This window comes from Microcystis sp. M079S1 (assembly GCF_020246425.1).
GTDB classification, from domain to species: domain Bacteria; phylum Cyanobacteriota; class Cyanobacteriia; order Cyanobacteriales; family Microcystaceae; genus Microcystis; species Microcystis aeruginosa.
Map to the genome: position 1 here is coordinate 55,494 of NZ_JADBSZ010000200.1, position 13,738 is coordinate 69,231.

Below are 13,738 nucleotides of genomic sequence, written 5' to 3' on the forward strand. Positions count from 1 at the left end.
TTCATGGCAGACACAAAAAATCAACCCGCCAAAAATGTGGAGTCTATTTATCCTCTTTCCCCCATGCAGGAAGGGATGCTCTTTCATAGTCTTTATACTCCTGATTCAGGGATTTATTGTAGTCAAACTCTAATTACTCTGGAGGGAGAAATTAACCTTACAGTTTTTAGGCAAGCGTGGGAAAAAGTTGTAGAGCGTCACTCGGTATTAAGGACTCTATTTCTTTGGGAAAAACGGGAAAAACCTCTGCAAATTGTGCGAAAAAAGGTTGATTTGCCTTGGGATTATCAAGATTGGCGCAATCTTTACCCCACAGAACAACAACAACGTTTAGATTTATTGTTAGAAACAGAGCGTCAACAAGGGTTTGAACTCAAAGTTGCTCCTTTAATGCGCTGCTTGATGATTCAACTATCGGACCAAACTTATAAATTCCTCTGCAATCATCATCATATTATTCTGGATGGTTGGAGTATGCCTATTATTTATCAAGAAGTTTTAGGGTTTTACGAGGCAGGTATTCAAGGGAAAAGTTATCATCTTCCTTTGCCGCGTCCTTATCAAGATTATATTGTTTGGTTACAGCAGCAAAACCCATCTATTGCTGAGAGTTTTTGGCAGCGAACTCTTGAAGGGTTTATGACTCCCACCCCCCTGAAGGTGGACAGGCTCCAGTTAATGAAATCTGAAGGTAAGCCGACTTATAAAGAGTATAACTGTCATTTATCGGCTTCTCACTCCAAAGACCTGCAATCTTTGGCGCAAAAGCATAATCTGACCTTATCTACTCTAGTACAGGCCGCTTGGGCGATTCTTCTCAGTCGCTATAGTGGGGAGTCAGAAGTTTTATTTGGGGTTACGGTTTCTGGTCGCCCCCATGATTTATCAGGGGTGGAACATAGGGTAGGATTATTTATTAATACATTGCCGCTGCGAGTCTCCATCAGAGAATCAGATTTATTGCTATCTTGGTTACAGGAATTACAGCAAAAACAAGCAGAAATTCAGGATTATGCTTATGTTTCTCTGGCTGAAATACAGAGATTGAGTGATATTCCACCGGGGGTTCCCCTGTTTGAGAGTTTGGTCGTTTTTGAGAATTATCCCAGAGAAGCGTTATCGAGAGATTCTCGTCAATCCTTAAGGGTTAAGGATGTGGAGAATTTTGAGGAAACTAATTATCCTTTGACGGTGGTTGCTATTCCTAGACAAGAGTTACTGATTCAGTTAGTCTATGATACTAGCCGTTTTACTCAGGATACGATTGAACGGATGGCAGGACATTTACAGACTATTTTAACAGGGATTGTTACTGATACTCGGCAACGGGTAACACAATTACCTATATTGACAACACAAGAGCAACATCAGTTATTAGTAGAGTGGAACAATACCGAGGCAGATTATCCTTTAGATAAGTCTTTACATCAATTATTTGAAGAACAAGCTGCACAGAATCCGCAGGGAATAGCGGTTATTTTTGAAGGACAAAAATTAACCTATCAACAGTTAAATAACCGGGGCAATCAGTTAGCTCACTGTTTACGAGATAAGGGTGTAAGTCCAGAAAGTTTGGTCGGGATTTTTATGGAGCGTTCCCTAGAGATGGTCATCGGTTTATTAGGGATATTAAAAGCCGGGGGAGCTTATGTACCTTTAGAGCCGGATTATCCTACCGAGCGCTTGGGGGATATCCTCTCAGATTCGGGGGTTTCTTTGGTGTTAACTCAGGAATCTTTAGGGGATTTTCTTCCCCAAACTGGGCCCGAGTTACTGTGTTTAGATAGGGATTGGGAAAAGATAGCTACCTATAGTCCAGAAAATCCCTTCAATCTAACGACTCCTGAGAATTTAGCCTATGTTATTTATACATCAGGTTCAACGGGAAAACCCAAAGGCGTGATGAATATTCATAGAGGAATTTGTAATACTCTGACATATACTATTGGTCATTATAATATTACCTCTGAAGACCGCATTCTCCAAATTATTTCCTTGAGTTTTGATGGTTCAGTCTGGGAAATTTTTTCGTCTTTAATATCTGGTGCTTCTCTAGTCGTGGCTAAACCTGACGGGTATAAAGATATAGATTATTTAATAGATTTAATTGTGCAAGAACAAGTAACTTATTTCACTTGTGTTCCCTCAATATTGCGAGTTTTTCTGCAACATCCCAAGAGCAAAGATTGCCACTATTTAAAACGAGTAATTGTCGGGGGAGAAGCCTTATCTTATGAACTCAATCAACGATTTTTTCAGCAGTTAAACTGTGAATTATATAACGCTTATGGACCAACAGAAGTAGCGGTTGAGACTACTATCTGGTGCTGTCAGCCAAATTCCCAAATTTCTATTGGACGTCCCCTTGCTAATGCCCAAGTTTATATTCTCGACAGTTATCTCCAACCGGTTCCTATTGGTGTTGCTGGAGAATTACATATTGGTGGAATGGGTTTAGCGCGTGGATATCTCAATCGTCCCCAATTGACGGCTGAAAAATTTATTCCTCATCCTTTTGACCCCCCCCTAACCCCCCCCAATGGGGGAGGGAAATTATATAAAACGGGAGATTTAGCTCGCTATCTTCCTGAGGGCAATATTGAATATTTAGGGCGGATTGATAATCAAGTCAAGCTGAGAGGTTTACGCATTGAATTAGGAGAAATTCAGACGGTTTTAGAAACTCATCCCAACGTTGAACAAACTGTTGTGATTATGCGGGAAGATACCTTATATAATCAACGGTTAGTTGCTTATGTAATCAGAAAAAATTCTTTATTAACTCCTCAGGATCTGCGTCGTTTCTTACAGCAGCAACTCCCCGCTTATATGGTCCCTTCTGCCTTTGTCATGTTGTCGGATTTTCCCTTAAATAACAATGGCAAGATAGACAGGAAAAAATTACCTATCCCCGATGAGACATCAATTATTGAATCTGCTTATATAGCCCCAAGAAATGAAAAAGAAAGCCTCTTAGCTCAGATTTGGCAAGATGTTCTTCAGGTATCCAAAATAGGGGTTAGTGACAACTTCTTTGAGTTAGGAGGACATAGCTTAAAAGCTATTTCTCTAGTGAGTAAAATTCAGGAAAAGTTAGGGCAATCTTTGCCCATTAAACAAGTATTTGCCCATCCTACCATTGCTGAACAAGCAGCATTATTAAGCACTGTTACCCCTCTGACGGTAGCCACTATTCCCCTTGTATCTGCACAGGAAACCTACGAAACATCCCATGCTCAGAGACGTTTCTATGTCTTGCAACAGATGGATATCAATAATGTAGCTTATCATATTGTTTCCACCCTCAAAATAGCAGGAGATTTTAGCCCAGATGTCTTTGAAAAAGCCATACAATTATTGATTTCCCGTCATGAATCCCTGCGGACATCTTTCATTTTAATTAACGGTGAACCACAACAGAAAATCCTGCAAAATCGTCCTTTTGATTGGGAATTTAAAGACTGGACAAATAAACCTGATGAAGAAATCCTAGAAACGATTGCAAAAGAGAGAAAACCGTTTGACTTAGAGAAAAGTCCCCTGGTGCGCTCTAAGATTTATAAACTATCTCCGAATGAATATATTTTAGAGTTAGAAATTCATCATATTATCTGTGATGGTTGGTCAATGAGTTTGTTAGCTAAAGAATGCTTACAATACTACTCTGATTTAGCCAAAGGATTACAGCCTAGTATAGAGCCATTGCCGATACAATATAAAGATTATGCAGGATGGCAAAATAATCTTTTAAGAAGCGAAAATAATCCCAAAAACCTAGATTACTGGCGGCAAAAACTGGACAATGGACAACTGACCAGAGTTCACTTACCGACAGACTTTAAACGTCCCCAAATAAAGACGTTTAAGGGTTCTCATTTAAGCTGGACATTTGACCGAGAAACGATTTCTAAATTAAGAAAAATTTGTCAAGAAAACGAAATAACCCTATTCATGGCATTGGTAGCGGCTGTAAAAATATTACTGTATCGCTACAGTGGTCAACATGATATTACTATTGGTACAGAAATCGCCACCAGAAGCCATCCTCAACTGCAATCTCTAATCGGTTTATTTCTCAATACCTTAGTTATTCGTGATCAAATTGAACCCGAAAAAGGCTACAAAAATCTACTCGCAAAGGTTCGTCAAACCGTTACCGAAGCCTTAGAACATTCCGATTATCCCTTTGATATTTTAGTAGAAAAATTAGCTGTTTCTAGAGAAATTAACCGCACTCCCTTGTTTGATATATTAGTCCTTCTGCAAAATTTTGATCAACCTGTAGGCTTGGAAAATATACAAATAAAATCTCTAGATTCCCTGACCCCGACCAGTAAGTTTGATCTATCTTTTGTGTTTAGTGAAGATCAGGAAAAACTCAGATTAGAGCTAATTTATAACACCGACTTATTCCAAGAGGAGAGGATGAAAAAATGTCTCATTCACTTCGATAAACTCTTGAATGAAATGCTATCTAATCCCGCCCAACCCGTCAAAGACATTTCTTTGTTATCGGCAGCAGAAACCGCTTTCATTGCCAATTTTATCAATCCTATTCCTCGCTTAGAAACTCGCACTATTATCCATGATTTTATTGACCAAGTTGCAGCCAAACCGGAGAAAACATCGATTATTTATCCAGGGGGTAAATTTAGCTATCAAGAATTACATGAACTAACTAACTTTTGGGCTTATGCCTTAAAAGAATTAGGCGTGGAAAAAGACAAGGTTTGTGGTGTTCTCCTAGAGGGAGATTATCGTCAGTTAATCGCCATGCTGGCAGTATTTAAAGCCGGAGGAATCTATTTACCTCTACGTTTAGATGAACCCGAGGAGCGCCGGCAACGCATGATGATTAAAACTAGCCCCGAAATTATCTTAGTTGCGGCTGAGAATTTAGAGGGGATTAAACCCCAACTATCCGCATTAGAAAAACCGCCTCATATCTTAGTGGTTAAGGCTCATAAAATTCAGCAATATCATCAGTGGAATGGCATGGATTATCAAGAGTTTCCTTGCCAATTAAGCAAACTGCAACCCCTTCTAGCTATGCCGGATGCTGATGATTCTAATTATATTATGTTTACTTCTGGCTCAACCGGTGAACCTAAAGCAATTTTAGGCAGTCACGGCAGCTTACGTCATTTCATTGATTGGGAAAAACGGGAATTTGGCATTAATGAAAGTTGGCGCTGTTTACAAATTGCTCAAATTAATTTTGATGCTTATTTGAGGGAAACCTGTGTGACTTTATGCTCAGGGGGAACTCTGTATATTCCAGAGAGTACAGAGCGAGAAGACTTAGAGCTTTTATTACTGCGAATAGGAGAATGGAAAATTAACTTACTACACACTGTCCCCTCGGTAATGCGTCTATTTTTAAAGATGGGGCGTGGTTTAGTTAATGCACATAATCTCCTGAAAAATTTGCGAATTTTTGTCTTAGGAGGAGAGCCTTTATTTGTGAAAGAACTGGCTGAATGGCATCAAATTTTTGGCTCTCAGACAGAATTTGTGAATATTTATGGAGCAAGTGAAACTACATTTGTTAAGCATTTTTATCGAATTCCTAACCCTAATAATATTCCCTATGAACGGGTTCCGGGTGGTCAAACTTTACCAGATGCCGCTTATGCAGTGGTTGATGGAAATCTCGCCAGGGCAATAGGAGAAGTAGGAGAAGTGTTCGTTAAATCCCCCTATTTAACCAAAGGTTATTATCAAGATGAAAGCTTAACTCATTCAGTTTTTGTGCCTAATCCTTTGAATGGGGGGAGGGATATAGTTTATCGTACTGGAGACTTAGGCAGACTGCTTCCTGATCTAACTTTAGAAGTAATAGGACGCAGTGACAACCAAATTAAATTAAATGGGGTACGGATTGAATTAGGAGAGATTGAAGATGTCCTCAGTGCGATTGAGGGAGTAGAAAAAGCCTTAGTTATGGCTAATAAAAAGGAGGAATTAGTAACCGTAATTGCTTATTATCAGGCAGAGGATACAGTTCATCAGGAATATATTCGAGGTAAATTAAAGCAACTCTTACCGATTTATATGCAGCCTAGCTTTTTAATGCGGTTAGAAGCTTTTCCCTTGTTACCCAATGGAAAAATTCATCGTCTAGCTTTGCCAAAACCCGAAGAAAATATTACTAACTCAACTAACCAAGTCCCAGATTTTAATCCACAAGAAGCTTTATTAGCTTCCCTTTGGGGTGAGTTATTAGAAGCAGAAGTTAGTAACAGTAATCAGTCATTTTTTGAACTAGGAGGAAACAGTCTGAAGGCGATGCGCTTAGTGTCACAAATCCGTAATCAATTTGGAGTTTCTCTCCGATTACGGGAAATTTTTACCCATAATACTTTAAAAGAACAAGCTGTATTAATTCAATCCCGACAAAAACGATGATCAACTTACCACAATCTGACTCAATTAACCCACTGGAAAAACAAAAATATTACGAAGTCTCTCACGGTCAAAGAAGGCTTTGGATTTTGCAGCATATCAGCGAATCTTCTAGTGCTTATAATATTAGGCTTGCCATGAGAATTAATGGCAAGTTAGATGTTTCTATATTAACAGCAGCCTTTCAAGAACTGGTGAACCGTCATGAAATTCTCAGAACCACTTTTACCAGTGTTGGGGGCAATATTAAGCAAGTTATTCATGAGCAAATCCCCACAGAACAGTTAATCATTTTTAAAGATTTAAGAGAAGAAAAAGATGCTGAACTCTTGGCAGATGATTTAATTCAAGATTCTGCAAATTTACCTTTTAGTTTAGAAAAGTTGCCCCTTATTCGGGTCTTATTGGTGCAGATTAAGTCAGAAGAATTTATCTTTGGTTTGACTGTCCATCATATTATTGGAGATGCACAATCACTTGATATTATCTTTCAAGATTTCTTTACATTATACTCTGCTTATAGTCAACAAAAAAAAGCTGAATTACCCCCTCTTACCCTACAGTATAAAGATTATGCGGCATGGCAAAATCAGTGGTTAGAAAGTGAAGAAGTTAGAGAACAACATGAGTATTGGTGTGAGGTTTTTTCCGAACATCCCCCTATCTTAAACTTACCGATAGACTTCCCTCGACCTCAAGTAAAATCTTCTCAAGCGGCTTCTCACACTTATCAATTTAGTGAGAGTCTCAGCCAACAATTACAAACCTTTGCAACTCGAAATCAGACGACTCTATTTATTACCCTACTGACCTTCTTTAAAATATTACTCTACCGCCACACCGACCAACGGGATTTAGTAGTTGGTATCCCTATTTCAGCACGAAATCATCCTGATTTAGAAAACCAGATCGGATTTTATGTTAACACCTTGGCCTTGAGAACTTTATTACCAGAGGGAGTAACTTTTAAGCAAGTCTTAGGGGAAGTAACTAACACCTGTCTTGATGCTTATGAATATCGTGATTATCCTTTTGATAAATTAGTATCCGCTCTCAATTTAGAACGTGATTTGTCCAGAAATCCCTTATTTGATGTCATGTTTTCTCTACTGGGTAAAGAAAGCAAAACTGTCTTAAAAATTCCTGGTTTGGAACATCAACCTTATCCCTTAAAACCACGCATGGCTCAATTTGATATGACTTGGAGCTTCTTTGAAGATAGTCATAATCTTACATTAGTGATCGAATATGAGCCAGATTTATTTTTGCCTGAAACCATCGCCAGAATGAACGGTCACTTTTTACAAATTATTGAAAGTGTAATTCAGAATCCAGATTGTAAATTGTCTGAGATTAATTTATTAACCCCTGAAGAACAGCATCAATTACTAATAGAGTGGAATCAAACCGAAGTCGCTTATTCTCAACAGTGTTTGCACCAGTTATTTGAAGAAAAAGTTAGAGATAATCCCGAGGCAATAGCTCTTATTTTTGAGGGCGAAAAATTGACCTATCGAGAGTTAAATAATCGAGCTAATCAAGTCGGTCACTATTTACAAGAAAAAGGCGTAACTTCAGAAGTATTAGTGGGGATTTTTATTGAGCGTTCTTTTGAGATGATTATCGGAATATTGGGAATTATTAAAGCCGGGGGAGCTTATGTTCCTTTGGCTCCTAATTATCCCCCTGAGCGCTTGGATTATATGATATCTGATTCAGCTATTTCTCTGTTGTTAACTCAGCAATCTTTAGTTCAATTTCTGCCCGAAAATCAAGCCGAAATACTGTGTTTAGATACAGATTGGTCAAGGATAGCTAATTATAGTCAAGAGAATTTGGCCTCTCCAGTTACCCCAGAAAATCTAGCTTATGTTATTTACACTTCGGGTTCAACGGGAAAACCTAAAGGTGTGATGAATATTCATAGAGGAATTTGCAATACTCTAAAATATAATATTGATAATTATAATCTTAACTCTGAAGATTGCATTCTCCAAATTACTCCCTTTAGTTTTGATGTTTCAGTTTGGGAAGTTTTCTCATCTTTAACATCTGGTGCTACCCTAGTCGTGACGAAACCCGACGGGTATAAAGATATAGATTATTTAATAGATTTAATTGTGCAAGAACAAGTAACTTATTTCACTTGTGTTCCCTCAATATTGCGAGTTTTTCTGCAACATCCCAAGAGCAAAGATTGCCACTGTTTAAAACGAGTAATTGCTGGGGGAGAAGCCTTATCTTATGAACTCAATCAACGATTTTTTCAGCAGTTAAACTATCAATTATATAACGCTTATGGACCAACAGAAGCCGCCGTTGATGCTACTATCTGGTGCTGTCAGCCAAATTCCCAGTTAATTCCTATTGGACGTCCCATTGCTAATGCCCAAGTTTATATCCTCGACAGTTATCTCCAACCGGTTCCTATTGGTGTTGCTGGAGAATTACATATTGGTGGAATGGGTTTAGCGCGTGGATATCTCAATCGTCCCGAATTGACGGCTGAAAAATTTATTCCTCATCCTTTTGCTCAGGGGAAATTATATAAAACGGGGGATTTAGCTCGCTATCTTCCTGATGGAAACATTGAATATTTAGGACGGATTGATAATCAAGTCAAGCTGAGAGGTTTCCGTATTGAATTAGGAGAAATTCAGACGGTTTTAGAAACTCATCCCAACGTTGAACAAACTGTTGTAATTATGCGGGAATATCCGTTGTCTGATAAACGTTTAGTTGCTTATGTAATAAGAAAAGATACTTTATTAACTTCCCAGGATCTGCGTCGTTTCTTACAGCAGAAATTACCCGTTTACATGATCCCTTCTGCCTTTGTCATGTTGTCGGATTTTCCCTTAAATCCTAATGGGAAAATAGACGTTCATAAATTGCCTATACCGGATGAGACTTCTCTAGTTGAATCACCCTATTTAGCACCCCGCAATCAAACGGAAACTATCTTAGTAAGCCTTTGGCAACAACTTCTACAAGCTGGCAAGATAGGGGTTAATGATAACTTCTTTGAGTTGGGTGGTCATTCCTTACAAGCTATGAATCTTATGGCTTTAATTTATGAAAAAATCGCCATAGAAATTCCTTTATCAATGATTTATGAAAAGCCAACAGTAGCCGAATTAAGCGATTATATTATCTATGCTCAAGAGATGAATATTCAACCGAAAGAACGCCCTTATGTGGTGTTTAATAAGGAGCAAGAAAAGGCCGTCTTTTTATTTCCCCCCGCCCTTGGTTTCGCTGCTGCTTATGCCAATTTAGCGGAGTATATAACGGATTATGCTCTCTATACTTTTCGCTACATTAGCGATGAATTAATGTTAGAAAAATACGCTGAATTAATTGAGGATTTGGCTCAGAATCAAGATATAAAATTAATGGGACATTCCGCCGGCGGATTTTTAGCGATGTTAATGGCGCAACAATTAGAAAGTCGAGGGAGAGTTGTTTCTGATGTCATTTTACTGGATACTTACAGAGGAGGACGTGAGGCTAAAAAAGCTGATATGTCAGAGATTCAAGAAGGGGTTGATGCTTTCTTATTAAATCCCAAACGTCAGGAATTAAGAGGTTACTTTTTAGGGAATCAAAAACTCCGCGATCGCACTTATCATCAAGTGTGGGAATACTTTAATTTTCTTTGGAATTCTGACTTAAAAAATGTACAAATTCAAGGGACTATTCATTTGATTCGTGCTGAGGGAAACTATGAAGCTCAAGATGATTGGATACAAGCAACAAAAGGAGAAAGAATCAATCATTATGCCACTGGTATTCATCGTGAAATGATTGATCCTCCTTATCTTCCAAAAAACGCTCTGATTATTAATAGTATTCTCAACCCAAAACAGTCGTAACCGTTGAGGGGGGGGAGGAAATCGGGCAATCTGAGAGACATGGATGAGCAGTACCTAGGGTCTGCTGAAAAAGTTTTTTCAGCAAACCCTAATTAATACCAATCATCCATCGACCGGAAAATTGAGGCATCGGGGAACACAGTTGGATTACCACTAGCAGCGATTTTTTGTCGTAATTCTCGCAATTGTTTATTGCCGATGAGAAAATCACTTTCTACTAATTGATAGGGCAGTACATTATTATCTAAAGCATACACTGCCGTGATGCCCGCCGCTACCCCAGAGGACCACTCGAAGGAATGGACACGATAGGCGGCCGCGGCAATATGACTAAGGGCGATACTTTTGCCCGCTATCAGTAAATTATCGATTTTTTGGGGAATTATAGCCCTTAAAGGAATCTCAAAAGGATAAGCTTGGCCCTGTCCCTGTCTTTCTCCTGCTTTTTCTGTATTACCCGGTTTTTCGGGGGGATGTTCCGTCATGCAGGGATGAAAATCAATCGCATAGTGACCGATACCGACGGAATCGGGGTAAATAGTCGATCGCTTGCGTTTAACGGCCTGATCGGGGGATAATGTGCCATCAAGTACGGAAAATCCCTCTAATCCTGCCAAGGTGGCAATTAAGCGCCGATATTCTGCCGGAGAAAGATTTTGACGATAGAAATCGCTTTGAAAATTTTGTCGGGAAATATCGATTTCTGTGACGGTAAAACCAGCGGGGAAAGTCAGGGAAGGACGACCGATAATCCGTCTTGCTTCCCGAATATAGGGATATTTTGACAAACCGTGGGCAGTACCCATGGGAGAATCAAAACCGGAGAGATAACGGTTATTCAAATGGGGAACTTTTACCCCGTCCCCTAACTGGGAATCGGTGGTTCCTTCTACTAACCAATAATAGTAGGAAATGGCGTGTTCTTCGCCCCTCGCGAGGGTTTCGGTGCGTAATCCTCCCATCCATCCCCCCGGAGATAACTGTCCTAACTCTTGCAACTGTTCACGGGTGTAGATAAAGTTATCCTTCGCAGTCCCCGGACGGTAATCATTTCCCCAGGTCCAATTCTGCATGGAAATATCCCCCGGGAGGGGTTCGGTAAAAGTAATTCCCCCAAAGGTTTTCTCTTTACCCAGTTGCGGACTCCAAATACGACGATAGGTGAAAACGAGGTCAAAATCGGCTAATCGCGGCAATTCATAGCTAAAATAGGGGGCATATCGTTCATAATAAACGGGTTTCTCGTGGGTTTGTGGTTTTTCTGTTTCCTCCATAGCGAAGGTATAGGTAAAGCCTTGGGTACAGTAGGGGTCTCCAGTGACGCTAGAGGAAGAAGGTTCGAGATAACTGCGCTTATCGACACCTAAACGGTAGGGAATATCTGATAATCCGATTATTTCCCCGGTTTCGGTCGCTTCAATCACATACCAATCTGCTAATTGATTCGGTTGGGAGGATTTGGGGACAAAACGGAGGATTTTCTTATCAAAACGGGGAGAATTTTCGTAGCGATAGATATCCTCCATTTTTTGCGATAAAAACTCGGTATTTAGGGGAGGAGTACCTTTTGCGGGACTATGTTGAATAGCAATTACAGTGGTAATCTGTTGACCAGTACCGCGATTGGGTAAAGTTTCAATATTTAATTCTTTGACTACCGTAGAGGGAAACCATTTCAGGGTTCCTTTGCCTTTTTTGGCAGCGTCTTCTAACTGTTGAAATAATAATTTATGTCCATCAAAAGGCAAAAAACAAGACCCGCTTACCCAACATTCTCCGGGGTTGCGTTTCCCGTAATGCTTTCTAATTCTTTCCCTAAATTCTAGATAACCTTTCGGGAAAAATAATTTTTCTCTTTGTGTTCGTCTTTCATCTAATGCGGAGGTTCCCTGAGAAGATATCTGTCCACCCACCCAGTCGGTAATCTCGGTTAAACAGACGGTTTTTCCTAATAATAAAGCTTCGTAGGCCGCACCGGCACCGGCTAAACCACCACCCACCACCAGAATATCACAGCCGACGGTTTGATCCGGTTCTCGCGGGGGGGCTGCTAGGGTGAGGGGAGTGAAAGCTTGCAGGAGAAATAACCCCAAAGAGAGGGATTTGAGGGGAGTAAAGTGATGATTGAAAATTTTAGGTGACATTATTGACAAATATCAATGTTGTGACTGAGAGTTTCCTCTTTCTTTGAAGCAGTAGCGAGAGAATCTGTTCCTGAAATCCTGATTGTTTTTTTGGGCGATATTGAGAACTTTGTAGCTTGATGCTGGCTTTTGAGAGATTATACACCGCCAAGCTGACAATCGATCGCTTTTCTGGAAATGTCTTGACAAAATAGAGATAGCCTGATTCGGTGTCATTCCCTTTGTTATTCCCTGTAATCCTTCCTAAGTTAAATTCAAAACAAACCCGGGTAAGACATCTTCCCCGGATAAAATAGCAGGTAAATTAATAATTTCCCCATCGCTATTTAGTCGGTAGATTTCCACCTGCTGCTGTTGCGGATTAATCAACCAACCTAAACGTAAACCACTGGCTAAATATTCGCGCATCTTGTCCTGTAAAGAGGTTAAAGAATCGGTACGAGAACGTAATTCAATCACAAAATCGGGACACAAAGGCGGGAACTTTTCTCGCTCTTCTGCGCTCAAAGCTTCCCATCTCTCCCGTTTTATCCAAGCAACATCAGGAGAACGATCTCCTCCATTTGGTAAACGAAAAATTGTCGAAGAACTAAACACCTCACCAAGTTGAGTTTGCTCGTTCCATACCCCCACTTTAACAATCAAATTAGCTTCTTGTTTACCAGTATTTCCACCCACGGGAGGCATAATTAATAATTCTCCTTTTTGATTACGTTCTAAATTCCATGTTTGATTAGCCTGACAGAGATGATAAAATTGTTCATCAGTCAAATTAACTGTCTCTAGATTTAACACTACAGTTTCCATAATCGCTTCTCCTTCTTGCTACTTTATACACTATAACTCATAGCAGTTATCTTAAGAGTGAGGTACAAAGTCTCTGGTTTTAGGGAACGCCAGAACTGCTGTATCAGTTATCAGTTCAGAGAAAAATATGTGTAATTAATTCTGTCTGGGTACTCAATCCTTCCTAAGTTAAATTCAAAACAAACCCGGGTAAGACATCTTCCCCAGATAAAATAGCAGGTAAATTAATAATTTCCCCATCGCTATTTAGTCGGTAGATTTCCACCTGCTGCTGTTGAGGATTAATCAACCAACCCAAACGTAAACCACTGGCTAAATATTCACTCATCTTGTCCTGTAAAGAGGTTAAAGAATCGGTACGAGAACGTGATTCAATCACAAAATCAGAACACAAAGGCGGGAACTTTTCTCGCTCTTCTGCGCTCAAAGCTTCCCATCTCTCCCGTTTTATCCAAGCAACATCAGGAGAACGATCTCCTCCATTTGGTAAACGAAAAATTGTCGAAG

Annotated in this window: 5 protein-coding genes; 2 read left to right on the forward strand and 3 right to left on the reverse strand. The window is 39.7% G+C overall.

Annotation, left to right across the window (positions count from 1 at the left end; all coding sequences use genetic code 11):
- Nucleotides 1-3 precede the first annotated feature (3 nt).
- Nucleotides 4-6,408: a non-ribosomal peptide synthetase gene (locus IM456_RS13210; protein WP_287692363.1), complete on the forward strand. Its 6,405-nt coding sequence runs from the start codon at nt 4-6 to the stop codon at nt 6,406-6,408.
- Nucleotides 6,405-10,280 (forward strand): non-ribosomal peptide synthetase, encoded by a 3,876-nt coding sequence (locus IM456_RS13215; RefSeq protein ID WP_287692365.1) that lies wholly within the window; start codon nt 6,405-6,407, stop codon nt 10,278-10,280. The genes IM456_RS13210 and IM456_RS13215 overlap by 4 nt, the downstream gene beginning before the upstream one ends.
- Before the next feature lie 92 nt (nt 10,281-10,372).
- On the opposite strand, the gene IM456_RS13220 is transcribed toward IM456_RS13215, so the two are convergent.
- The 3 genes from IM456_RS13220 to IM456_RS13230 all read right to left on the reverse strand — a co-directional run.
- On the reverse strand, nt 10,373-12,424 hold the full coding sequence (locus IM456_RS13220) for an FAD-dependent oxidoreductase (protein WP_149985535.1): 2,052 nt from the start codon (nt 12,422-12,424) through the stop codon (nt 10,373-10,375).
- Between the two features lie 243 nt (nt 12,425-12,667).
- Nucleotides 12,668-13,231: a Uma2 family endonuclease gene (locus IM456_RS13225; RefSeq protein ID WP_149985534.1), complete on the reverse strand. Its 564-nt coding sequence runs from the start codon at nt 13,229-13,231 to the stop codon at nt 12,668-12,670.
- A gap of 163 nt (nt 13,232-13,394) precedes the next feature.
- Nucleotides 13,395-13,738, reverse strand: a 344-nt coding sequence (locus IM456_RS13230; RefSeq protein ID WP_287712783.1) for a Uma2 family endonuclease, incomplete at its 5' end; no start/stop codon positions are given.